Annotated in this window: 22 protein-coding genes and 2 tRNA genes; 7 read left to right on the forward strand and 17 right to left on the reverse strand. The window is 45.6% G+C overall.

Going from position 1 to position 22,303, the window contains the following annotated elements:
* Positions 1 to 208 precede the first annotated feature (208 nt).
* Entirely contained in the window at positions 209 to 718 is a 510-nt protein-coding gene (locus tag IE164_RS18255; RefSeq protein WP_189631720.1) for a hypothetical protein, read from the forward strand.
* A gap of 231 nt (positions 719 to 949) precedes the next feature.
* Here the strand turns inward: IE164_RS18255 and IE164_RS18260 are convergent, their stop codons facing one another.
* A complete protein-coding gene (locus IE164_RS18260) occupies positions 950 to 1,312 on the reverse strand; it encodes a helix-turn-helix domain-containing protein (RefSeq protein ID WP_189631721.1) in 363 nt (120 codons plus the stop codon).
* 128 nt (positions 1,313 to 1,440) lie between these two features.
* Between IE164_RS18260 and IE164_RS18265 the strand changes: the two genes are divergently transcribed.
* A complete protein-coding gene (locus tag IE164_RS18265; protein WP_189631722.1) occupies positions 1,441 to 2,481 on the forward strand; it encodes an RHS repeat domain-containing protein in 1,041 nt (346 codons plus the stop codon).
* A gap of 478 nt (positions 2,482 to 2,959) precedes the next feature.
* Here IE164_RS18265 and IE164_RS18270 read toward each other — a convergent pair whose 3' ends face one another.
* Positions 2,960 to 3,325 carry a hypothetical protein gene (locus IE164_RS18270; protein ID WP_189631723.1) on the reverse strand — a complete coding sequence of 122 codons (366 nt, stop codon included), beginning with the start codon at positions 3,323 to 3,325 and terminating at the stop codon, positions 2,960 to 2,962.
* A 74-nt stretch (positions 3,326 to 3,399) separates the two neighbouring features.
* Between IE164_RS18270 and glgP the strand changes: the two genes are divergently transcribed.
* The 4 genes from glgP (at position 3,400) to IE164_RS18290 (ending at position 8,128) form a co-directional block, all read left to right on the forward strand.
* The gene (glgP, locus tag IE164_RS18275; RefSeq protein ID WP_189631724.1) at positions 3,400 to 5,052 is read left to right on the forward strand and encodes an alpha-glucan family phosphorylase; all 1,653 of its coding nucleotides are present in this window, start codon (positions 3,400 to 3,402) and stop codon (positions 5,050 to 5,052) included.
* Between the two features lie 179 nt (positions 5,053 to 5,231).
* Positions 5,232 to 5,306, forward strand: a tRNA-Val gene (locus IE164_RS18280).
* Between the two features lie 320 nt (positions 5,307 to 5,626).
* Positions 5,627 to 7,216 (forward strand): L,D-transpeptidase family protein, encoded by a 1,590-nt coding sequence (locus IE164_RS18285; protein WP_189631725.1) that lies wholly within the window; start codon positions 5,627 to 5,629, stop codon positions 7,214 to 7,216.
* 3 nt (positions 7,217 to 7,219) lie between these two features.
* Positions 7,220 to 8,128 carry a D-Ala-D-Ala carboxypeptidase family metallohydrolase gene (locus tag IE164_RS18290; protein ID WP_189631726.1) on the forward strand — a complete coding sequence of 303 codons (909 nt, stop codon included), beginning with the start codon at positions 7,220 to 7,222 and terminating at the stop codon, positions 8,126 to 8,128.
* Between the two features lie 9 nt (positions 8,129 to 8,137).
* Here IE164_RS18290 and IE164_RS18295 read toward each other — a convergent pair whose 3' ends face one another.
* From IE164_RS18295 to IE164_RS18365, 15 genes are all read right to left on the reverse strand, one after another.
* Complete coding sequence (locus tag IE164_RS18295) at positions 8,138 to 9,139, reverse strand: S41 family peptidase (RefSeq protein WP_189631727.1); 1,002 nt, start codon at positions 9,137 to 9,139, stop codon at positions 8,138 to 8,140.
* A 2-nt stretch (positions 9,140 to 9,141) separates the two neighbouring features.
* Positions 9,142 to 9,912, reverse strand: coding sequence for a hypothetical protein (locus IE164_RS18300; protein WP_189631728.1), 771 nt, complete (start codon positions 9,910 to 9,912; stop codon positions 9,142 to 9,144).
* Positions 9,906 to 10,241: a hypothetical protein gene (locus tag IE164_RS18305; protein WP_189631729.1), complete on the reverse strand. Its 336-nt coding sequence runs from the start codon at positions 10,239 to 10,241 to the stop codon at positions 9,906 to 9,908. Before IE164_RS18305 ends, IE164_RS18300 begins: the two co-directional genes overlap by 7 nt.
* Positions 10,242 to 10,282: 41 nt before the next feature.
* Positions 10,283 to 11,734 (reverse strand): hypothetical protein, encoded by a 1,452-nt coding sequence (locus IE164_RS18310; protein ID WP_189631730.1) that lies wholly within the window; start codon positions 11,732 to 11,734, stop codon positions 10,283 to 10,285.
* Between the two features lie 12 nt (positions 11,735 to 11,746).
* Complete coding sequence (locus IE164_RS18315; RefSeq protein WP_189631731.1) at positions 11,747 to 12,361, reverse strand: FISUMP domain-containing protein; 615 nt, start codon at positions 12,359 to 12,361, stop codon at positions 11,747 to 11,749.
* On the reverse strand, positions 12,351 to 13,937 hold the full coding sequence (locus IE164_RS18320; RefSeq protein ID WP_189631732.1) for a WD40/YVTN/BNR-like repeat-containing protein: 1,587 nt from the start codon (positions 13,935 to 13,937) through the stop codon (positions 12,351 to 12,353). The genes IE164_RS18315 and IE164_RS18320 overlap by 11 nt, the downstream gene beginning before the upstream one ends.
* 3 nt (positions 13,938 to 13,940) lie before the next feature.
* Entirely contained in the window at positions 13,941 to 14,555 is a 615-nt protein-coding gene (locus IE164_RS18325) for a hypothetical protein (RefSeq protein ID WP_189631733.1), read from the reverse strand.
* Positions 14,548 to 15,726, reverse strand: coding sequence for a serine hydrolase domain-containing protein (locus tag IE164_RS18330; RefSeq protein ID WP_189631734.1), 1,179 nt, complete (start codon positions 15,724 to 15,726; stop codon positions 14,548 to 14,550). Before IE164_RS18330 ends, IE164_RS18325 begins: the two co-directional genes overlap by 8 nt.
* The gene (locus tag IE164_RS18335) at positions 15,723 to 16,298 is read right to left on the reverse strand and encodes a hypothetical protein (protein ID WP_189631735.1); all 576 of its coding nucleotides are present in this window, start codon (positions 16,296 to 16,298) and stop codon (positions 15,723 to 15,725) included. Before IE164_RS18335 ends, IE164_RS18330 begins: the two co-directional genes overlap by 4 nt.
* Before the next feature lie 8 nt (positions 16,299 to 16,306).
* A complete protein-coding gene (locus IE164_RS18340; RefSeq protein WP_189631736.1) occupies positions 16,307 to 17,794 on the reverse strand; it encodes an ankyrin repeat domain-containing protein in 1,488 nt (495 codons plus the stop codon).
* Positions 17,784 to 18,356 carry a hypothetical protein gene (locus IE164_RS18345; RefSeq protein WP_189631737.1) on the reverse strand — a complete coding sequence of 191 codons (573 nt, stop codon included), beginning with the start codon at positions 18,354 to 18,356 and terminating at the stop codon, positions 17,784 to 17,786. Before IE164_RS18345 ends, IE164_RS18340 begins: the two co-directional genes overlap by 11 nt.
* 12 nt (positions 18,357 to 18,368) lie before the next feature.
* Positions 18,369 to 19,154, reverse strand: a complete 786-nt coding sequence (locus IE164_RS18350) for a hypothetical protein (RefSeq protein ID WP_189631738.1) — start codon at positions 19,152 to 19,154, stop codon at positions 18,369 to 18,371.
* A gap of 72 nt (positions 19,155 to 19,226) precedes the next feature.
* On the reverse strand, positions 19,227 to 20,291 hold the full coding sequence (locus tag IE164_RS18355) for a helix-turn-helix domain-containing protein (protein WP_189631739.1): 1,065 nt from the start codon (positions 20,289 to 20,291) through the stop codon (positions 19,227 to 19,229).
* 153 nt (positions 20,292 to 20,444) lie between these two features.
* A tRNA-Pro gene (locus tag IE164_RS18360) sits at positions 20,445 to 20,518 on the reverse strand.
* A 412-nt stretch (positions 20,519 to 20,930) separates the two neighbouring features.
* Positions 20,931 to 21,164 (reverse strand): hypothetical protein, encoded by a 234-nt coding sequence (locus tag IE164_RS18365; protein WP_189631740.1) that lies wholly within the window; start codon positions 21,162 to 21,164, stop codon positions 20,931 to 20,933.
* A 190-nt stretch (positions 21,165 to 21,354) separates the two neighbouring features.
* On the opposite strand from IE164_RS18365, the gene IE164_RS18370 reads away from it, so the two are divergent.
* Positions 21,355 to 22,233 carry a glycerophosphodiester phosphodiesterase gene (locus IE164_RS18370; protein WP_189631741.1) on the forward strand — a complete coding sequence of 293 codons (879 nt, stop codon included), beginning with the start codon at positions 21,355 to 21,357 and terminating at the stop codon, positions 22,231 to 22,233.
* The last annotated feature ends 70 nt before the right edge of the window (positions 22,234 to 22,303 follow it).

Genomic DNA, 22,303 nt, shown 5'->3' on the forward strand with positions numbered 1-22,303 from the left:
CAGTTGGTCACGAATTGCATCATGCTATTCATTTTAGCAGTGGCGCTATCTTTTGGAGGCACGAGCTTTGCAAAAGGGATGACTGAAACTATTGTTCATGGTTGGGCTACAAGCTAGGAAAGTGTATCTTTAGTGAAGCAGGAAGGAACCTATCACGAGTGAACTTTTACAATAAAAGCCTACCTCCGATTTTCAAAATGAGATTTAAATGAAGGTATCTGGAATTTTAAATCTTACGATAATTTTACTTTTGTCGTATCCAATTCAGGCGCAACCACTGCCTTCTGAAGAAGATAGACATAAACTAATTGAAGCAGTATTGAATCCTTTGGGTCTGAAATGCCCTCGGTTGCTGGCAAAAGCCAGACCTCTCAATGATGTATTAGAAGAGGGTTTTTGGGAAAATGAAGTTGTTCTTTCAAACTTTAATGCTAGCGATATTAATTGGATGAGAAGCCAGTCAAATGAGCAATATGGGTGGGATGATGACTATTTTAAGAAAGTCAGAGTCATTAGAAAACGAGGTCTTTTATTCTTTAAAAAGAAAAGGCTAGTGTTTTCTTCCAATCCTGTTTTCTCTCTTGATGGAAGTATTGCCATTGTCCAACTTAGTGAAGTTAATAAAGGGGCTTTTTCTGAGTCGATTGACATTTACCAAAAGACATCCGAAGGTTGGAAGTTTAAAACTAACGTAAGCTCCACCCTGGGAAGCAGATGATAAAAAGGAACTCGAACCTTTGTTAGTGAGAACAACGACAAACAGAAGGAGCGAGTAATGCATGTCGGTCATAAGAGGCTGACCGAGAACTGTTCAGTCCATGAATTGAGGGGGATTAATAGTCTTGATGTCAGGTTCTTATAAGAAGCTTAGGCTGATCGAAGATTGTTTATTTGTACTAGTCCTTAAGACATAGCATTAATCAAAGCCCCCTAGTGGGGCTTTTTTCATTTACAGGCTTTTGAGCTTCACCGACTTGATCATTGCATCGAGGGTGTATAGGATATGCTCCCTGTCCTGTTCGGGGAAAGAGGCGATATCGTTTAGCCTTTTGAGCATGGCCTGGTCCTTTAAAACAGAAGTGTCCTCGGTCTCCCCGAGCAGGTAGCCCACGGTGGTGTCCAGCACAGCGGCCACCCTTTTGACCACGTCCACCGAAGGCTTCACCTCGTCCCGTTCATATCGGCCGATGGCCGGCCCCCTTTGTCCCAGGAGCTGTGTGAGGTCTTCCTGTGACAGCCTTCCTTCTCTTTTCCGTGCTTCCAATAACCTCCCACTAGTCCTCGTTACAAAAGCAGACTGAAGATTCAGCATTTTAAAAGCGGTATTAAAGTGCAAAACTCTGAGCCTACCTCAACTACATTCTTTTCGATAAAGATTTTAAATTTGTAGATGCAGGGTATAACCAGGTAGGCAACACCTCAGGAGCCCATCAGCAGCTTATGATTACCAAACCAGTAGAACAAGCCGGCTTCACCTACATCTACCTCTCCAATGAGAGCAACACCACTCACGATGTGTACTTCGATGACCTGAGAATTACACACACCAAGAGCAAGATTCTACAGGAAGATCATTACTATCCTTTCGGTGGGTCGATAACTGCACTTAGTTCTACCGCTCCTTTAAGCAAACCGAACCGTTACAAATACAATGGCTTCGAAGAACAATCAGAATTCGACCTAGGATGGTATGACTACCAGGCCAGGTTCTATGATCCACAGCTTGGCCGCTTTATGCAGGTAGACCCTGCGGCTGATCTGATGAGAAGACACTCACCTTACAACTATGCTTTTGATAACCCAATCAGGTTCATTGACCCTGATGGGATGATGCCGGAAGATGTAACTGATCCAAATGGAGGATCCAGGTCTAATAGTTTAGACTATAAGTTAGTATCGGATGATAATAATGTACATGAACTCACCCTGACTCAGTCCCATACAATTAAATCGAAGAATAAGACTGAGACAATCACCACCACGACCACCTTCACCACTACAGCAGGTAAAGATGGAAAAGTTAGTACTGCAGTCAACTTAACTAGTACACTTAAGACCACAGAAATGGTTAAAAATAAAAATGGAGATTTTGAAGCTGTGGTGACTTCTTCGGAGCTTCAAAATGAGAGCTTTGATAGTGTTGATGAATTTAAAGAGTCAGCAGGTAGCCAACTTGGAGAATCAAACATAGTAGATGATTTATATAATTATCAAGGAGGTCTAGAGGCTCAACTGTCTATCAAACCGGACTTCAATCCGTTTAATGGTAATGCTCAATTGTACCCTGATGATCTTGGTGACAATGTAGGAGCTATAGGGTTAATAGGAGTTGGAAGAGCATTAGAGAAGATCGGAGCTCCTCCTTTCATTGAGGCTTTTGGTATTGGTCAGTTAGGAGGTAACCTTTACAGAAATACAGCAGACCATTCAGGTAGATCATTCAATATAGCCAAGGATCGTCCTGACAGAAAAGGGGGCTAATACATACTCACAATAAGCATTTAAGAAGGTGAAAAATACTGCGTATATACATATTGTTCTCATCATTTTATTCAGTTTGATTACTGATAGCGATGGTGATTTCTATTCACTTGATTCGTTTTGGGTTTTGCTGGCCTTAGAGTCAGTATTTTCGGTGCTCATTTTTATCAAATTGTATTTGTACTACGATAATACTGGCTTGGCGAAAAGGGTGAGGTCAGCACGTAGTATTCTTTACATGGTGGGCATACTAATTTTATCGTTGAGTTTTATACTCGTATCAGAGAGAATTAGTATCGCAGGGATAGTGGTATTGATCGATTTACTGGTCAATGAGCTTTTTCTAGTAAAACGTCAAAATGAATCAGCCAAAAAAACCTCAATTGATGCTCATTCTTATTGAGTATTATGTTTTTTAGAACTAAAAGCCAGCTTCCTTACCGGGAGCTGGTTTTTTCATGAATACGCCTGTTTGGCTTTAAAACCCCATGCAGTGCATTAACAACCCTCCAGAGTCAGTCTTTTTCCTCATTAGGACGAGAGGAAGTCTCCCCTGGTCTTTAACCAAGTCTATTGGTGCCTTGGTGGCATCTACCAAAACCTCTAAAGAGCAATAACTGTGTGCATCGGGTGAAGAAACCTGAACAAGGGCCACAAAAAGTGGAATAACTCCCGAGCGGAACATAATAGGTACTTCGCAAGGAAGGCAAGGAATAAAATAGCCTCGACCCTGCTGGTGATTCTTGCAAACGTTGCTTCCTATGAACAAGGAATTATCGGGAGATATAATTTCATTGATTTCATTACGCTTTAAGGAATCTTGGTGATGCACAAACGTTTGCATCAAAGTTTTGTAGTACAGCAAAGTTCTGCACCGGCCATATCTGTATTTTTGATATTCCTTAAAAAGCCAGACGCATGAATTTTAAACTTAAGCATCCGTACAAATTTGGTAAAGGCTATGAGAAGCCCGTGGCCTATTTCTCTATGGAATTTGCCATCGACCAGCCCCTTAAAATTTACTCAGGAGGCCTGGGGTTTTTGGCCGGATCGCACATGCGCAGTGCCTATGATCTTAAGCAAAATATGGTGGGTATTGGTATACTTTGGAAGTACGGCTACTACGATCAGGTAAGAAAACACAACAATGAGTTGGATGTACTCTGGCAAGAACGGCACTATAATTTTCTTCAGGAGCTCGATTTCGATATTGAAATTACGGTCGACAACCACCCGGTTAAGGTCAAGGTGTATTATCTGGCGCCTGAAGTGTTTGGCACAGCCCCGTTGTTTTTGCTTTCTACCGACCACCCGCAAAACGACCACCTGGCCCACACCATCACGCATAAACTATACGACAACAATATCGCTACGCGCATTGCTCAATACATTTTGCTTGGGGTGGGGGGAGCCAAACTTCTGGAAAAGTTAGGTCATGAAGTAGAGCTTTACCATTTCAATGAAGCACACGCCCTTCCCGCAGCTTTTCGTTTGTTGGAAAAACTAGGAAGCGTAGAAAAAGTGAGGGAAAAACTGGTGTTTACTACTCACACTCCTGTTAAAGCCGGTAATGAGATAAACGACCCCAATTTCTTACATAAACTTGGGTTCTTCAACGGATTCTCTATTGGCGAAATAGATGGACTCATTGGCTTAGATGAAGGAATGTTCAACCACACTCTGGCGGCCTTGAGACTGTCTAAAATAGCTAATGCCGTATCCAAAAAACATCAGGAAGTTTCATCGGCCATGTGGGGAGGCTACACCAACATCTGCGATATTATTCCAATTACCAACGCTCAGAACAAAACTTACTGGACCGATAAAGAACTGGAAAAGGCCTATGAAAAACGAAGTGTGAAAAAGTTTACTAGCAGAAAGAGGACTTTGAAAAGCGAGCTTTTTCAACTAGTGGCCGACCAGACCGGGAAGATCTTTGACCCCAATATACTCACTATTGTATGGGCCAGACGCTTTGCAGGATACAAGAGGGCCGACCTGATTGCCCGGGATGTGGCTCGCTTTGAAGCCCTGCTCAACAATAAAAACTACCCTGTACAAATGATTTGGGCAGGAAAACCTTATCCGCTAGATCATTCGGCTGTAAGCACCTTCAACTGGCTGGTGCATTTTACACGAAAGTACCACAACGCCACAATCTTAACAGGCTACGAACTGAGCCTTTCGGCCATGATGAAAAAAGGATCCGATGTATGGTTGAACAACCCCAGAATTCCGTTGGAAGCCTCAGGAACTTCAGGTATGACAGCCGCTATGAACGGCTCGCTCAACTTTTCTACCAACGATGGCTGGATTCTGGAGTTTGGAGAGCATGGCAAAAACGCTTTCGTTATTCCGGAGGCCGATACAACCGCTCCGGAAGGCGAGCAAGACCAATGGGATGCCGACCATATGATGCACATACTTGAAGAGGAAATCGTGCCCATGTATTACAAAAACCACGAGCAATGGGTGGAAATGAACTTTCAGAGCATGGCCGATGTGAATAAGTACTTCAGGGCTTCGCGAATGGCCGATGAGTATTATAGAAAACTGTACAACCATCACTAGAAACTAAGATTATTGCTATAATTGTAAGGCAGTTGAGAGACCGTCTTTTTATTGGAGTTTCCAGGAGTACGTGCTCAAGTTGCATGGCTTGAGCTTCTCATACTGGCATTATTGGTGTCTTCACAAATGAGTCTTTTAAGACGTTAAGAAACCGTCAAGCCGGGCTTAGGCTTGCAAAAGGGGTATTAGCTCAGTTGGTTTAGAGCGCTGCCTTGACAGGGCAGAGGTCACTGGTTCGAATCCGGTATGCCCCACAAAATGGGGAGAAGCGCTTAGGCAGGAATACGTGCCCTTGCCTTGTCTAATCTGTAGCTTCTCTGACCCTTCGTTTAATTCTCTACCATACCTTCAACCCAACTTTTGGTATTCCCCAAAAATCCATTCGCAATCACCAAATGATGCCTACAGTGCTTGAGGGGAAAAATCAGGAATTGGAACTAATACAGTGCATTTGGCAAAGCCATAGTTTTAGTTCAAAACCAAGTACTTCTGTAAATAAGACTGCTCGTTTTCTGTGACCTTTTGCTAGACATTCGTCAAAAGGAAAGCTATATTAGAAAGAGAAGCGTAACCGATGAAAACAAGAAAAGCAGTATTAGGATTTCTATGGTGCGTTGTGGTTCAGGCAACCATGGGGCAGTCCAATGAAGCCATTCGAAAATATACTGAAACCATTAGTGCAGGAGTGCCTGTGCAGGTGAGAGGTGAGCTAATTCACAGTGTTCGCTTGCTGCCCGAATTTTATTTTGAAAATGAATTCAGACGGGTGTGGACCCGCCCCCTTCAGGAGTCTTTTCTCAATCTGGTGAATAAGGCCTATGATCATGGACTTACCCCGGCCGATTATCACTTTGAGGTGCTAAACCGCCTTTATGCCGATCCTGTGGAGTCGCAGAGCACCGATGCCGACTTACTGTTTACCGATGCCTTTCTTTTATACGCCAGTCATTTTCTCAATGGAAAGCTAAACCCGGAAGAAGTAGAAGGCGAATGGCAGGCGGTGCGTAGAGAGGGCAATGCAAAAACCTTTCTGAAAAAGTGCCTGCAACAAGGCAATATGGAAGAGCAATTTGAACAGTTGCAGCCCGAAAGCCAAAGCTATCGTGGCTTGGTGAGCGCACTAATGCACTACCGCGAAATAAGACAAAACGGTGGCTGGAATACCATTGAAGCTGGAGAAACATTGAAGCCGGGTATGAGCGGAAGCCGGGTACAATCGCTCAAATACCGACTTTCCATAGAAGGCTATTTTCTTATGGAAGAAGAACCCAACGATCAGTATACACAAGAGCTGGCCGAGGCAGTAAGACGTTTTCAGCAACACCATGGGCTGGAGGCCGATGGCAATGTAGGTAAACAAACACTGGCTACCCTCAATGTGTCGGTAGAAGCCAAGATAGCCAAGATAAAAGCCAATCTTGAGCGGCTTCGTTGGATAAACCAAGACTTGGGCGATCATTATGTGTTTGTAAACATTGCCGATTATAAAATGAAAGTATTTAAGCTTGATTCGCTCACCTTTGAGCAGCGGGTAGTAGTGGGCAAGCCATTTCGGAAAACCCCGGTTTTCAGCGATACAATGACCTATTTTGTGCTGAACCCTTACTGGACGGTACCTCCAACCATTCTTTTTAACGATGTACTTCCTGAAGTGAAAAAAGACGTAAACTACCTGCAAACCAAGCAAATGAAAGTGCTGCAGGGAGGGCAAGAGGTAGCTGCAGAAAGTATTGAATGGGCCAAGCTCTCTAAAAACTATTTCCCCTATACCATTCGGCAAGAACCCGGCCCGGCCAATGCCCTTGGAGCTGTTAAGTTCATGTTTCCCAATAAGTACAACATCTACATTCATGATACTCCCAGCAAAGAACTCTTCAATCGACCCGACAGAGCCTTTAGTTCCGGATGTATCCGTCTCAACCAACCCCTTTCGTTTGTCAATTACCTGATCGCTGAAATGCCCGATTGGAATACAGAGAAAATAAAAGCGGTGTTGGAAACCGGCAGAGATAAAACTGTCATGCTGCGTAAGCCACTCAGTGTGCATATTCTTTACCTCACCGCCTGGGTCGATGAAGATGGCGTGCAATTTAGAAACGATGTGTACCAGAGAGATGCCGCGGTAATTAGTGCCCTTTCGGAAAGTGCTCCCAACCTTAATTAACTCATGGTTAGAATAGCCTCTACACTAATGCTTCTGGTAGCACTTAGTAGCGCTGCCCAGGCAAAAAATAAACTCTCGTTTCATGTGTTGGTCAACGGTGAAGAAGTACCCTATAGCCTCTTTAGTTTTTTTGTAATGCCCGGTGAGGTACTTGATGTTTCGGCCAATACCGATTTTGAGCTGCAGGGCAATGACCTTTCCGTGATCAACATATCGGTTATGGCCTATAAAGTAGAAGCCCCTGCCAAGCCTGGAGCATATTCCGTTGCTATTAGCAAGGGCGAAGAACGAATGGTCTTGAACATTCTGGTGCTTACGCCTATGTCCAATAAAAAGGGAGAATACCTCAACGGATATCGTATAGGCAACTATCCGGCAAGAATGCTCAACAATGATCCAATATATGAACGCCCCAAAGGCTTGTTTGAGGTTACAGAGGCCACGGCCAACCTTCAACTCACTCCACATTTCAACATAAGCCAGTTTTTGTGTAAGCAAGCCGGAGGTTACCCCAAGTACCTAATTGTGAGAGAACGTTTACTGCTCAAGTTGGAATACCTGTTGGCCATTGCTCAGGCAGAAGGTATTGCCATCGAAACCTTTGGTTTTATTAGTGGCTATCGTACCCCTTTCTATAACAAGTCCATTGGTAATGTGCCCTACAGTCGCCACGTGTGGGGCGGGGCTGCCGATATTTTTATTGATCAGAATGGAGACGGACAAATGGACGATCTTAATAATGATGGGGTAGTAAACGATAAGGACGTGCGCTACTTCTATAACCTTGTAGAGGCAGAATACAATAAGCAGGAGTACAAAAAGTTTATTGGTGGCCTGGGCTTTTACAAGAAAAATAGTCGGCATAGTGGTTTCATTCATGTAGACGTACGAGGCAAAAAGGCCAGGTGGTAGCTGTTCCGCTTAATGGCCAAGCTCTTGTATGGCTTCATCCAACAAAGGGTCTTTACCCTCCGGAAATTGGCTTAGCGTAGTATTTATTTCCCGATCCGGGGCAATGCCCAAATAGTCCCAGTTGTGACCATCAGCATCCAGAATTTTCTCGAACGTAAGGGAGAACCACCAGCCATTGAGCATTTCGAATCCCCTCACCGAGCCCTGGGACCCTGCTGTGCGCTGTCCTATTACCGTAGCGTTTTCCAGGAGCTTCATGGCCAGTACAAACCGTTCTCCCGCACTTACTGTATAGCGGCTGGTGAGCACTATCACCGGTTTGTTGTAGTAATAATGAATTGAAGGATTGACGAACCACTGATAGGCCTTATCGAAATCGTTGGGTAGTGGTCCTTTTTTATTGAACGATTGATGCCACAAAAGCTGGTTTTGTGTAAAGTAGGCGGCAAGAGCCTGAGCATATATAGCGCTGCCGCCATCGTTGTTGCGTAGGTCTATTATTAGCCCACTCGTGGAACGCAGGGCGTTCATAGCCTCCTGAATTTCGGGTGGAGGTTGGTTGTAGATTGTCCAGTCAGTAAAGTCAGGCAGGTAGAGGTAGCCAATATTTTGTTCCAACCGACCATAAACTGCCCGACTGTTTTCAGAATATAAGTCCTGCAGATAGTGGTTTTTAATTCGGGCTAAATCAACCGTTCGCTCATAGTTTAGGTAATTGAAGGTAAGAAAGGTGCTGTCGGGTGTTACCAAACGAATGTGCGGATCCTCAAGACTGGCAAGTAGCCGGGAGCAAATAACAAAAAATTCGCTTTCTGTAGTTTGGGCATTTAGCTCGTCTTGTGCCAGCTGGTAAGCCGCTTCAAAATCCGGTCGTTGGTCAAAGTTGGCATAGTATGCCTTGGTGGTTTCATACAAGTGCCTTAAAACCAATTCTTTATTACTCCTTTCGGCTTCTTCCATCAGGCAGCCGTTTAGTAATAGGACGAAAATCAGGGCAATCCATTTTTTCATACTTACAACCGATATTCCAATAGAACCAACCATTGCAGGCGTATGCCTTTAGACACTTTGGGATAATTAATTTTGTAATGCTCGAACATTAGTTCGGAGCGCAGGCTGAGTGCATCAGAGAGCTCCCGAGCATAGAAAACCTGTAAGGTATATTGCCAAAAGCCATTGAAGGGTAATGACCACTCACCGTATTTTACTATACCCTTTTTCTGAAAAAGGTCGGCCAGAAAAACTTCATCTAAAGTGAACTGTGGGCGGTGAAGGTAGGCTAGTATAGGAAGCTGCACCTGCCAGCCTACTTGTTCTTTACCCGGTAAATAGGCGCCACTATACACCGCAAACAAACCGTTGACCGACTCCCAGCTATAGCCGTCCAAAGGAGTATAGACCCTGAAAAAAGTGGTGGAACGCAATGAGCCACCCAGGGAATGTACCCACAGCGATTTTTGTTTAAGGCTGTAAAGTAAGGTATAGCTAATATCCACCCAATGCCATTCCCTTGTTTCAGTACCCACCTTTGTGCGCATGGGGTAGGCGTTGGTTAAAAGACTCGAAGTGGCTTGTATATTGAGCCGGTGCGTGTATTGCCGAGTGTTTAGGGAAGCTCCCAGAGTAAGCGGGAAACCATATCCGGAATAGCTGAGGGGAGACCCGGCTAGATCGTACGACTGCACGGTTTGCACCCCCGTACCCAGGCGTAGAAATGTGCCTTGCTGGCCTATGGCCTTCAGACCAACGCATAGAAAGAGTATGAAGGCTCCGTATTTCACCATTCCTCCAGTTTTCCACGGTCCATTACATGTCCTGATTCTACCCGTTGAGTCATTATAAAAACATCTTCTTCAGGAATGCCCACAATATCCTGTACCAACTCGAGAAAGCTTTTCTGCAGCTGTTTTATGCCCTCAGAGGGCCACAACGTAGGAAGGTTTATTTCAGCCCTCAGGCTGTAGTGTGCTCCGGCTGTCAGATAGTCCGTAAGCAATACAATGTTAATGTCGGCCGGACGGAGCCGATTCAGAATAGACCACGCTTTTACCAGTCGGTTCCAGTCGGCCGGTTCAGCGTATTTTTCAGAAACATAGCAGGTAAGTAAAGGCATAGAGAAATGAGTTTTTGGTTATACATGAGTTGGGAATGTATTCATTGATGGCCGAGACTATATCGCTCCATGAGTTTTCGCAGAGCAGGCGAATCTTCAATGAGTGAATGCTCCAGAGCCGATTCTATGTGCTTTAAGTATTGCTGATTCAGCTTGGTGTCTTTGAGCCAGTAAGAGGCCTTAAGTAACTCTATATAAGCTCCCGGCCGGCTCGGAAACAGTTCGTTGGCTAGTTTCAGATAGGGCAAACCATCTTCGATTTGTCCTGTCCATGTTCGGTCTCTCCCCAATAGAAATAATGGGTCAAAACTCACAAAGTCGGCATCTTTGGCCAATTGTGTTTGCAGAAGCTCTTTGAGCCCACTCCAGCCTAGCTGCTCTTTGAGCTTCACGATTTCCTCCTTTTGAAGAGGAGGAGGCAGCGGAGGGAAATGGGTGAGTTTATCCGGCTTCCGAATAAAGCCAAAAGGCTCCATTATAGTGTCGTTGAGTGAATTGTTGAGGGCTTCTGTGAGTGTCACCTTTAGTTGCAGCAAATGTTGCGAAGCTTCGGCCATATGGGCACTGCGGTACTGGTTAATGGCATGTGGGTATTGAAATAAACCATGAGTGGCCAGGCTGTCAGCCAAGCGAATCCAGTACTGGTTGGCATAGCGGAATGTGCTTTGAAACGAACTATCGATGCGGCTGGTATCTGGCCCATGCACCATAACATAAGGTATGTTGAGTTTTTGAATTTGGTAGTGCAGGGGGAAGAGCTCTTGAAAGTGTTTGGTACTGCCTTTCCAGGTTTCTGTACCGTCAAATGAAATAATACCGTCCAATATGCCGGTGGCCTGTTGCAGCGCGAAGATAACAGCCCCTCCATAACCACTGCCCAAACCTAATAGGCTCTTGTATTTCAATCCCAAATGTGCGGTTATAAAGCGCAGACCAAAAAGCAAATCTTCAACAGAGCTAAGTTCCTGATAAGGCATATCCAGACCATCCACAGCCAAAACAATAAAACCCTTCTGCGCCATGGCTTCGTGGAAGGCCCACTGAGCCTTCACATGCCCTGAATGAATTAAAAGAGGAAAAGCCGATTCTATGGGGTGGACATTCTTAATGGCTAGCGATTTTTCTTCAAAAAGGCTACGGGCCGAGGTCAGGGGGAGTGAGGAGAGCAGGCGCTCCTCTTGCTGTGTACGGCTAGCAGCATCGGGTACTTTTTGTTGCAGAAACTCTTCTACCGCCCAATGGTAGTCTTTATGACTCATGTATTCAGGTTGGGTAGAAGCAATGGCCGGATACCAAACATGAATGAGCAACTTACGGTAACGCTGCTCGGGTGATTCTTTCAAATAATTGTGGAGTGAATTTTCCTGACGAAGCGAATCGACCCATTCAATGGCTCGGTAACCCACGGGATAATGATCTTGGGCATTTAGGGTTGAGAGCGCGAAAGGGCCAAGGGTAATGAGCACTAGAAAGACGCTGATACTTCTTTTCATATCGGTTTAGGGCTATTGTTTCTTAATGCATCGGCAGTTAATGAGCATGTCTGAAGTTGCACTGATGTAGGTTGGCTCTATGGTTGTGCTGTCTTTACCCTGATGGTAGAGATGAAGACCTATGATTTTAAGGCCGTTGTATGGTTGACTTTCGGGGGCAGGGTTGTTCCAGACCGTATCTGTGCGGCTCAGCCAAACTTCCATGGAGCCTCGGGCACGCAGGGGAGTTTCGTTTTCAGCAAGGTAAATGCCCGCCATTTCTATGTTCAAAGGATCCAAAACCTGGCGATGAACCCGTTTGCCTCCCCGGCTATTGGCCTTGCCTTCTAATCCTGCAATCAAGTCTAACAAGTGGGCGAAGGAGGGCAATTGCCAGCCTTCCGGGCAAATTTTGGCAGTGTCGGCCCAGTGGTAAAAAAGTCCCAGGGTATGGCAGTCAGTTTCCACCGGGCAGAGTGCCGAGACTTCAGAGCCTCGGTAGGAAATATTTCTGGTAAACCATTCCTGCCCATTCAAGGGCAAAGTGGGGTATTCCTGTCCATCTCGGGAGTCGAGAGCTATGCCTTGCGCCTGAACAGATGAGGCCAGGAGCAACCCTGAAAACACAAGCATCCACTTACTTTTCATGGAGTGCAGGGTTTAGTGAAATTGGGTTAATCAGGTAGCCATCGTGCAGCGACTTATCGTTAGCCGGGGTACCGGTGAGTGAAATTTCCTCACCATTGAGGTAGAAGCGAATACCATAGGTGTCTTCTTTCAGCGAACCAAAACTCACCACGAGTTGGGTGTTTTTGTCAAAGTGTTGATTGGAAATAACCATTTCGAACTCCCTGTAAGAGCCCATGGTCCAGGTGTTGGCCGTCCAGCCAAAACGTTCATAAAACTCTTCAATAGTATTGACTCCATTCGGATGTTTCTCGTCCCATGAAGCCGGGTCACGATAAATCCATTCGAAGTTTTCCGTTGGTGTGGTTAGTTGTTGGCCGGACCGTTTGTAATCTGCCTGACCCAGAGCGGCTGAGGCATGAAGTATCTTCAGTGAATCATTATTTACCAAATAGGCATTGAGTATGGTGAAGTTGTTGGATCGTATCCCTATGTAGGTGAAGTCGGTCGATTTTTTCACTACATAAAGTGGGGATCGGCTCACTTCCCTCATATAAGTGGTATCGCGAATTTCGTGTATCGAGACACTGCCATCAATGGAGTAGTTTTCCGGTAAGTGCTGTAGGGAAGTCCAGCGAGGCCCTGAGTTAAGTGAAATGGAGTCGATAAGTCCGTTTTTGCCGGTCACAAATAAAGTATTGCTCACCAACAAGGCATCGTGCAGGTGAGGCCATTGATTGGGCAATACTGACCAGGTATTGCCTCCATCTCTGGTTCTGAAAACAAGGGCTTTTGGGCTGTCTTCGTCCAGAGTTCCGCCAATTACAAAACCATCGTTGGCATTCTGAAAAAGTACCTTTCGGAGCACCCACCGGTCGTCCGGCTTAAAACCCGGAAGCAAAGCATTTTCCCAGGTATTTCCTCCATCTTCCGAATGCTGTACCACCCAGTTGTTATTCACCTTTCTGGTCTTCCAAATCTGCCGGTCGTTCAGGTAGAACATCCCGTTCATGTAGGCCGGAGACCCGGCTCTATAATCTTCGGTATTAAGCAACTGACGACTAATCTGATTCCAGGTTTTTCCACCATCGGTAGTGGTAAAAGCTATGGGTGAAAATGAAGGTTTTTCAGCCGATGGCTCGGTGCTAAATCCTGAGATGTAGCCGTTCTGTGCATCTTTAAAATGCATGTCGTAGTAAGCCACAAAAACCCCTTTCGGTTGCTGGTTCTTGCCTGGAATGTTTCGGTAATGTTCCTTAATTCGGCCGGAAACCAACGGGCTTATTTCGGTCCAGTGGTTTCCGCCATCGGTTGTTTTATAAACATAGCCGTAGTCTCCGCATACATAGCCTGTCAGGGAATCCGTAAACTGTATGTCTTCAAAGAACTCTGCCCCTAAATGGGCTTTTTGTTGCCATGACCCACCGAGGTCATTGCTGGCAAAAATATGGCCCCCACCATAGTCTACAGCCCAAAAGGAACCGTTTGACAGGGTAAGCTTATGCAAGGTAGTACCTTCGGGTAGTCCGCTGAGTTGTTTGGCCTTAATGGGTAAGTAGAATAGGTGTAAACAAAAGAGCAAGGCAAAAATTCTCATGGTTTAAAAGTTTAGCGTGGTCCAGTTAATGGTTTGTTTTCGGGTTGAATTGGCCGGGAAGATCACTGGTTGAAAACCTTCCGGCCCAATCATATTGCGGATTTCTATGCGCCATAGGGCATTGTTTAAGTCGAAGTGCTTTTTGCTAAACTGAAACTCCATGCCATTATAGGCTATGTAGCTGCTGGAGTAAGGGTTGACCTCCGGCATACTGTCTCGGGCAAGCTGCATTTTTTTCCTGTCGAAGCGCACGGTGTTGGCCGTCCAGCCAACCGTGTACCCCCAGAGAGTGGGTGGTTCGGTGTCTGTCCAGGTGCTGTCTGGCAATGAGCGTGCACCGAGTTGGGAAGATGCGTGAATATTGAGCAAACCGGAGGCTTGTTGTATAAACACATCGACATACAAGGGTTTAGTTAGCTTACTTTTTACGGCCACATAGTAGTAGTACTCATCCGACTTTGAATAAATGCTATTGAGCGAGTCAAGGGTTACAACGTGGGCATCGGCCCATTCCGTAGTGCTAATTTGCCCATCAATCATAACGGGCCGGCAAAGATCTCCGCTGCAGCCTTGAAGGAGTTGAAAAATTGAGATGGTGCTCAAAAGTAGCCTACTCATTAAACATCGCTTTTAGTGACTCTCTGTATATGTTCAGCCGTTGTTGGTTTTCATATGATCCGCTGTTTACCAGCAGAATAAACGTGGCATCGTGCTCAGGAAAGTATTGGGCAATGGTTAGGAAACCATCGATACCTCCCGTATGACCGCTGGAATTGCCATAGGGGGTGCGGTTGTGTTCTAGCCCCAGACCATTTTGGAAATGGCCAAAATCCTCATCTACCCAATCGGAAGGTAAGTCTTCATAGGCAGTCATTTCTGCTAATGATTGCTCACTAATGATGTCGCCCTTGAGCAATTTTTCGAAAAATAACCCCAGATCGTAAGCATTTATGGCTATGCCTCCATCGGCTGTGTTTAGCTCATCTCTGTAGAGAAACTCACTTTCTACATACTGACCATTGCCATAAATATCTACATAGCCTTTTACAGTACCCGGGGGAATGGGCCGGGTGGTGCTGTAGTATGCACTAGAAAGCCCGGCCGGGATAAAGATTTTTTGCTCGTAGGCTTCTTGAAGCGATAGCCCTGAGGCTTTTTCTATGATCATGCCCAATAGCAGGTAATTGGTATTGGAGTAGTAGTAGGTTTCTCCAATGGCATTGGTGGCTTTTTTGCCGAAAGCATAGGCCAATACTTCTTCCTGAGTCCAGCCGTTGTCTTCGCGGTTAATCCGATCCAATTCAAATTGCAGGGTATAATAATCGGGAATACCACTGGTGTGGTTCAATAAATGGCGCAAAGTACTACCCTTCACGTTCTCGAGTTTCTCGGCTATTTTGCTATCCACCCATTCCGTTACGGGGTCGTCCAATGATAATAGGCCATCATCTTTAAGGGCCATTATGGTGGCGGCTGTAAACGATTTGCTGATGCTGGCAATCAGAAAGGGGCTACAAGGAGCCACATCGATTCCCGAAGCAATATCGGCCTTGCCACTGGCTCCAATCCACACGCCATCACTGTCTTTAATCATCATGGCAGCACCCACAATTCCTGCTTTCCGGTTTCTGTCCAGAATCTCCTGATAAACCGCTGCCCTGGGATGATTTTGGCTGGAATCATTAAAGTTGAACGAGCAGCTATAGTAGCTTTCGGGGTATATATCGGGATTGGCGCAAGCCCACAAAAGAACTATGAAAAGGATCGGAAGTAAATAGGTTCGGTTCATTTCTGCTGAAGTTTTATGTGAGTACCTGCTTTCAGAAATGAGTGTACCATTACGGGGATACCATTGGCAAACGGAGTTTCAATGGCGAAATCCTGGCGTATGAACGGCTCCCAGGCCGATGAGTTCCGATAAGTGAAACCCAGGCCCGCATTGGCCAGCAAGTGAGGTCGGCCCGTTTGTTTTATGCTTTCAAAGGTGCCACTATCGGGGTTTAGCTCATACACTTTACCGGGGTAGAACACGTGCATGTATCCTGCTCCATAATAGACATCGGCTGTAAACGAGTCGCTAATCTTAAAACTCACTGCCCATTCGGCCTTCAGGTAGAAGGCGTTTTCTACTTTGCGGTGAAAATACCAACCCAATTGCAGGTTCATGTTACTGAGCCTGTTGGTGTGTTTTTTTTCATTGAGCTCGTAGCTCATTTCCATACCCGGGTGCAGTGGCGTAAACCGTGTAAACGGAAAGGCCATACTCTCAGTCATGGCGGCAATAGATATGCGTTGGTTGTTTTGAGCTTTTGCAACTTGCATAGAAAGACCTATGAAGATGAATAGTAATAGTCTTCTCATAAATGGGGTTATTTTTCCTTCTTAAATGTTAATAGTACTTCCAGTTGACCGTGCCACTCGGGTTTTTGACCATTGGGGTAGGTCTCATCGTAAAGTTTCAGGCTTAGTGTATCCTGGGTTATCGTAAAAGCATAGTATTGTCGGCCACCTTCAAAACCGGGTACCTTAGCTATGTCCGGAACCGCCAGAAATACATGCTCATCCATGAGGCTGTAGGGGCCACTGTTAAATACTATATTTCTGAAAGCTGTTATGGTTTCCTTGTCGCTTGGGGCAGATAAAGCAGAAAATGCTTTTCGGGCTTTGGCGGTTGGGGTGTATACAATGCTATAGCGGTTGCGGCCAACCAGCAAACTACCTTCCTGACCCTGAAAAGTGTAGGTGGTGTCGGAGTAGATGTAGTCGATTTGCGAGAGCTTCCAAGAGCCTATCAATTGATTTTTCGTGCTGCGTATCTGCTCTATATAGCTTTTTAATTCTTCGTTTCCGTAGCCCAAAGCCAGGGTATAGGCCGTTTCTGAGCCATCGAAGCAAGCTATTGTGTAGCTGGCTCCTTTGTCGAGAAGTAGACGGGCGGCTTTTGTATTTTCGTAGAATATAGCCCAGTGCAAAGCCGTAGATTGGTTGATTACATCGCGATGATCCAAATCTGCTCCTGCTTCTATCAGTGCTTTAATTACATCCAAATGGCCTCCCACAACAGCACCAATAAGCGGAGTGAGGCCATAGCTTTCACCAGCCAGATTAGGGTTGGCCCCGGCTTCTAAGAGTTGAGTAACCAAAGGCAGATACCCGTAACGTGCGGCAATGGCAAGGGGGCTTTGCCCAACCCGGTTCAACAGATTGGGTTGTGCACCGTTGGCCAATAGAAGTGCAACTATTTCCGGGGCATTGATTCTGACGGCATGATGCAGAGGGCCTTGTCCAAGCCCATCGAGCCGATTGATGTAGATGCTTTTTGGAAGCTCTTTTTTCAACCAGTGGCTTTGTCGCGATCGCACAGCCCGGATGAGTTGCTCCAATGGCCGGGGTGTTCCGCTATCGAGTGTGGTACCTTTGAAAACTTGTATGACCGAATCGGCATGCCACAACCTATAAGCTACATCCAGGGCATTGCCGTGCTTACTGTGAATAGATAAGTCGGCTCCAGCGGCTATGAGTTTTTTCATATGGGCTGCATGGCCATAGTATGCCGCCCAGTTCAGGGCTGGGTCTCCATTTGCATCGAGTGAGTTGAGCTCGGCTCCGGCATCCAAAAGTAAGTCCATAACTTTTCCATCGGCAAAGGCACTGGCATACATTAGTACGGAGGGTTTTAGGCCATTGTCGATGAGGGTATTTGGGTTTGCCCCTGCTAGCAACAACTCTTTAGCCCGGTTGTAATCATTGTTTTGCACAGCTAGTGATAGCAGGCTGTCGGTTGAGTTAGTCTGAGCACTGGCAGGCCTTATGCCAAGGATACATATTAAAAGGCAAAGGCTCGTTTTAAGCCACATAGGTGAGTCTTTTAAAGAATACAGAAAAGAGGATGATCCCGGCCAGACAGAAGCCTATGGTATGATCGGCCATGTTGGGAATTACAAACTCCAACGATAACTTGTACCAGTTCATCAGGGCCAGATCGGAGGCAAAGCCTGTTAGCATGGCGGCTAGCAGGCAAGCCAAAAGGGTGGTTCGCAAGTCTTGAGGTTTTACCTGTGCTAAAAGAAGAAAGAGAGCACCAACTGTAAAAAGATTAATGAGGAGGCTTTGCAAAAAATCAGTCGGATTGAACAATTGTGATGGCCCCGATTTGTACACCATTAGAGGGATTCTGGGGCCTGTAGCCAGTTTTTGTTCCAACTTTTGGAGGCTTTCCGGACTGTTGTCTTCCGGAAAACCGGGGTAATGATATACTCCATCTTCCAGACGAACACTACTAAGTTTGGTAAACTCTACCACGGCATCGGGTAGGGGCTGGAGAGACTGCCCGTGAAAGGGCAGCCCCATCCATGAAATGGCATTCCAGGCAAAAAGTGCCAGGGTGGCCAAAACGATTGCAATTGTTTTTCTTTTCATGGTTATGGTTGGTTAAAGACCGCAGTTTAAGGGTTCCGGCAAGGGTTGAGAGCCGTTTACTCCCCCTGATTCAGTGCCTAAAAAGGCCACACGGCATAGATTGTCTACACTGAATTTCCAGCGGTGATAGTTATCGCATAAATCGTAGCAGTCGTGCCACTCAAACACAAAGTCGTAGTAGCGAATGTCGTGGGTCTGATTGTAGTATATTCTGCCCGCACCGGCCGTTAGTAGGTTGGGTTGTGCATTGGTAATATCGCGGTGGCTGGCTTTCAGGGCCCGGGCAAAAGCAGGCATGTTCAACAACCTATCGGTACGAATTACGGCTGTGTGGTTGTTGTACTGTGTTAGACTAAAGCCATATGTTTCCAAAAGTCCGTCTATTGCGGCTATGCCGGTGCTTGTTTCTCCTGAAGCCCAGGCTCGGGCCACTTCAGAGTCTTCATTTACCTGCACAATGCAGCTGTAAACCGCCTGATTATTCACTACATGATGTACACAGTATTGAGAAAAAATGGAATCTCTTTGGGGTAAAGTGCTGCGGAAAATGGCATCGAGTCCACCCCATATTTTATCGGTTACTGAACCGGGTAATTCTATTTCGTGGGCCAGGGGATGTTCTGTTTCTAACATATAAGCTATGGCAATACCGGCCACATCGCGCTCATAGCTTTGTTTAAGTGGGGAAGATAAATCATCACCACAATTGGATGGAGAAACACTGTCGTCTTTCTTACAGCTGCTCAGGCTTAGTAAAAGAATCAAAGCCAATGATGAATATAGTGGTGCCACTTTCATGCTTGTGAAAGTACGTGGTGCGGGAGAGCATTGCCGTTAAATAGGCTTTGCAGTTGTTAATTCCAATTGGGATTAACAACTTTTACGATTGGTACTGGGGTTTTCCTTGCGGTATTGAGAGGGTGTGCAGCCGGCAAATTTTCTAAACGATTGCCCAAATGTGACCTTGTTGTTGAAACCCGCTTTTTGGCCAATGGCTTCAATGGTAAATCGCTTGTATTCCGGATTAGTAAGCAGCTGCTTGGCCAGTTCTATACGGTGACGGTTCAAATGTTCCTGAAACGATTCGTTGATCTCTTCTGAAAAAGTTTGGGAGATGTGGTGGCTTTTTTCTTCAATGTGCAGGGCGAAATCGGAAAGGCTGAGGTCGTTGCGTTGGCATAGTTTCGGATCCTTGAATGCTTCTTCGATCTTTTTGCTAATGCGTTTTTTGTCTTTGGCCGAAATGGTCGACTTCATGTATTTGCGCGTAATCTGCTTTAGAAAATCAGGGTCGGTATAGAGTAGGTAACCAATTAGCAAGGTGAGTGTGGAGGTAATCACATAATACACATCAAAGTCTCTCCAGGTATTGGCAAACTCTGTAAACCAAGAAATGGTGACACAAGAAATAAAGTAAATGGCCGTAATAAGCCAGGTGTAGAGCCTCTCTTTGGGAGCTAGAGAAAACCCTTTGCGAGCCAGAAGTATAATCATAACAACACCATATGTAACAAGGTGCATGGCCCTTACATAGTTCAGGGGCATAATTACCTCCATAAAGTTTTCTTGTATATAAATGAGTTTTTCTATGCCCGACATTTGAAGGATGTCCCATAGGTAGATAATGGCCAAAAGGAAGGGGAGCAAGTGCAGGGCGTGCACCGGGCGCAAGGTGAAAGACTTGCGGATGCAAAGCTGAAGGTGCCAAAGCAGAAGAGGACCAAAGATAAAGCCTGACAGATAGTAATACTGAATGTAGTACTCCGGGTAGAGGTTTATGAACGGGCTGGTACCATATAGAAAGACCAGAATCTCCAGCCCTAGCATAAGAATGAATACCCCCAATGTAAGCGGGGCCTTCCCCGAGTTTTTAAAAAGCAGGCCTCCGGCTACCAAAAACGATAGTATAGCGTAAATGAATAGAAGGTGTTTCAACAAATTGCTGTTAAGCCAGAAAAATAAAAAGGATTACGCAAAACCATTCTTTTACTAATACTTTTATGAAAACAGACAAGCGGCTGGAGGTATTGGTTGTAAGAGAAGCTGAAGTTAAAAAACAAAAGAGGCCAAGTGGCCTCTTTTGTTTTGTCGGGGTGACTGGATTCGAACCAGCGACCCCTTGCACCCCATGCAAGTACGCTACCGGACTGCGCCACACCCCGATCAATAAAACTGCCTGATTAATTCCGGTATCAGAGAGTCTTTACTCTCATCCAACAAGCAGTACGGAGGACTGCCTGCCTGCCGAAGCGTAGCCCAGGCAGGCGCCACACCCCGATCAATAAAACTGCCTGATTAATTCCGGTATCAGAGAGTCTTTACTCTCATCCAACAAGCAGTACGGAGGACTGCCTGCCTGCCGAAGCGTAGCCCAGGCAGGCGCCACACCCCGATCAATAAAACTGCCTGATTAATTCCGGTATCAGAGAGTCTTTACTCTCATCCAACAAGCAGTACGGAGGACTGCCTGCCTGCCGAAGTGTAGCCCAGGCAGGCGCCACACCCCGATTAGTCTTCGTGGAAACCCTTAGCTTCCAACGAGGATGCAAGTTTAACAATTAGATTTTGAATTGGTCAAACGGAAACCACTTTTTCGTGCTTTCCTTTCTTTAAAATTTTAGCCAACACGTAAATTCCCCCAAGCATTACATAAAACCCACCAAACCAGGCAAAGGTATTATCTACATGGCCGCAGCAATGAATATAGTCGTACAACAGAGTGCCGAAGTAGGGTAGGCTGGTAAATAAAAATAGGGGAATAGCCAGTTTGTAGCCCGGTTGCGCTTCTAGTTGATGTCTCTCTTCCACTTTCTCAAAAAATTCCAAAGAGGCATACGCGCTGAAGAACGTGGCGGTTTCAAATTTTGATGAACGGCAGCGGGCTTCGGACTTTAGACCTGAAGCGCTCTCTGACTTGGGTTTTGCAGAATAACATTTCCTTAACCAATATTGCTAATGAACTGCGTAACTTGGGCATTACTAATCTTACCTGTATTCTATGTTTTATAAAAAGACCGTCTTCTTTCTGTTTTCATTTTTCTTAGCACAAAGTGCTTTTTCGCAACAACTAGATATTCAGGGGCATAGAGGTGCGAGAGGGCTGTTGCCTGAAAATACCATTCCCGCCTTTATCAGAGCTTTAGAAGAAGGGGTAACCACGCTGGAGCTGGATGTGGTGATTACCAAAGACAAACAAGTGGTGATTTCGCATGAGCCCTACATGTCGGCCGATATCTGCTCCAAACCCAATGGAGAGGCGGTTAGCAAATCGGAGGCTCATGAGCTGAATATTTATAGAATGACTTATGAAGAAGTGGCTTCGTTTGACTGCGGTAGCCGTGGTAATGCCAGATTCCCTCAACAGGAACAAATGAAGGTAGCCAAGCCGCTGCTTCGCGAAATGATTCGCACCGTGGAAAACTATCTGAAGAAAAACAATCTGCCCCCTGTAATGTATAACATAGAACTAAAGAGCAGCCCCAAAGGTGATGGCATTAGTCACCCTCAGGTATCTGAATTTGCCGATTTAGTGCAGCAGGTTATTGCTCAAGAATTGCCTGAGAGCAGGTATACCATTCAGTGTTTTGATTTTAGGGTGCTGAAGTACTACCATGAAAAATACCCTCGGGTAACCTTGGTGGCCTTAGTTTCGAATGCCCGAAGAGTAGAGGCCACGGTTGAAACACTTGGATTTACCCCGGCCATATATAGTCCCAACCATACATTCTTGAGGAAAAAGGATGTGGAACTAAGCCATAGCTTAGGAATGAAAGTGGTGCCATGGACTGTAAACGACAGGGAGCGTATGGAAAAATTAGTAGAGTGGGGGGTAGATGGTATTATTACCGATTATCCGGATAGAGCAAAAGGGCTGTAGGCATTTTAAAGTTGTTTGAAAACACTAACAAAGAGATTTAATCAGCTTATTTTGAGTGACTTAATTTTTG

Origin of the sequence: Roseivirga thermotolerans, from assembly GCF_014653175.1 — a bacterium.
GTDB classification, from domain to species: domain Bacteria; phylum Bacteroidota; class Bacteroidia; order Cytophagales; family Cyclobacteriaceae; genus Roseivirga; species Roseivirga thermotolerans.

Excerpts from the sequence above, each read along its gene's own strand:
- IE164_RS18255 (WP_189631720.1), top strand. The coding sequence starts at position 209 with ATGAAGGTATCTGGAATTTTAAATCTTACGATAATTTTACTTTTGTCG.
- IE164_RS18260 (WP_189631721.1), bottom strand. The coding sequence starts at position 1,312 with ATGCTGAATCTTCAGTCTGCTTTTGTAACGAGGACTAGTGGGAGGTTA.
- IE164_RS18265 (WP_189631722.1), top strand. The coding sequence starts at position 1,441 with ATGATTACCAAACCAGTAGAACAAGCCGGCTTCACCTACATCTACCTC.
- IE164_RS18270 (WP_189631723.1), bottom strand. The coding sequence starts at position 3,325 with ATGCAAACGTTTGTGCATCACCAAGATTCCTTAAAGCGTAATGAAATC.
- glgP (WP_189631724.1), top strand. The coding sequence starts at position 3,400 with ATGAATTTTAAACTTAAGCATCCGTACAAATTTGGTAAAGGCTATGAG.
- IE164_RS18285 (WP_189631725.1), top strand. The coding sequence starts at position 5,627 with ATGAAAACAAGAAAAGCAGTATTAGGATTTCTATGGTGCGTTGTGGTT.
- IE164_RS18290 (WP_189631726.1), top strand. The coding sequence starts at position 7,220 with ATGGTTAGAATAGCCTCTACACTAATGCTTCTGGTAGCACTTAGTAGC.
- IE164_RS18295 (WP_189631727.1), bottom strand. The coding sequence starts at position 9,139 with ATGAAAAAATGGATTGCCCTGATTTTCGTCCTATTACTAAACGGCTGC.
- IE164_RS18300 (WP_189631728.1), bottom strand. The coding sequence starts at position 9,912 with ATGGTGAAATACGGAGCCTTCATACTCTTTCTATGCGTTGGTCTGAAG.
- IE164_RS18305 (WP_189631729.1), bottom strand. The coding sequence starts at position 10,241 with ATGCCTTTACTTACCTGCTATGTTTCTGAAAAATACGCTGAACCGGCC.
- IE164_RS18310 (WP_189631730.1), bottom strand. The coding sequence starts at position 11,734 with ATGAAAAGAAGTATCAGCGTCTTTCTAGTGCTCATTACCCTTGGCCCT.
- IE164_RS18315 (WP_189631731.1), bottom strand. The coding sequence starts at position 12,361 with ATGAAAAGTAAGTGGATGCTTGTGTTTTCAGGGTTGCTCCTGGCCTCA.
- IE164_RS18320 (WP_189631732.1), bottom strand. The coding sequence starts at position 13,937 with ATGAGAATTTTTGCCTTGCTCTTTTGTTTACACCTATTCTACTTACCC.
- IE164_RS18325 (WP_189631733.1), bottom strand. The coding sequence starts at position 14,555 with ATGAGTAGGCTACTTTTGAGCACCATCTCAATTTTTCAACTCCTTCAA.
- IE164_RS18330 (WP_189631734.1), bottom strand. The coding sequence starts at position 15,726 with ATGAACCGAACCTATTTACTTCCGATCCTTTTCATAGTTCTTTTGTGG.
- IE164_RS18335 (WP_189631735.1), bottom strand. The coding sequence starts at position 16,298 with ATGAGAAGACTATTACTATTCATCTTCATAGGTCTTTCTATGCAAGTT.
- IE164_RS18340 (WP_189631736.1), bottom strand. The coding sequence starts at position 17,794 with ATGTGGCTTAAAACGAGCCTTTGCCTTTTAATATGTATCCTTGGCATA.
- IE164_RS18345 (WP_189631737.1), bottom strand. The coding sequence starts at position 18,356 with ATGAAAAGAAAAACAATTGCAATCGTTTTGGCCACCCTGGCACTTTTT.
- IE164_RS18350 (WP_189631738.1), bottom strand. The coding sequence starts at position 19,154 with ATGAAAGTGGCACCACTATATTCATCATTGGCTTTGATTCTTTTACTA.
- IE164_RS18370 (WP_189631741.1), top strand. The coding sequence starts at position 21,355 with ATGTTTTATAAAAAGACCGTCTTCTTTCTGTTTTCATTTTTCTTAGCA.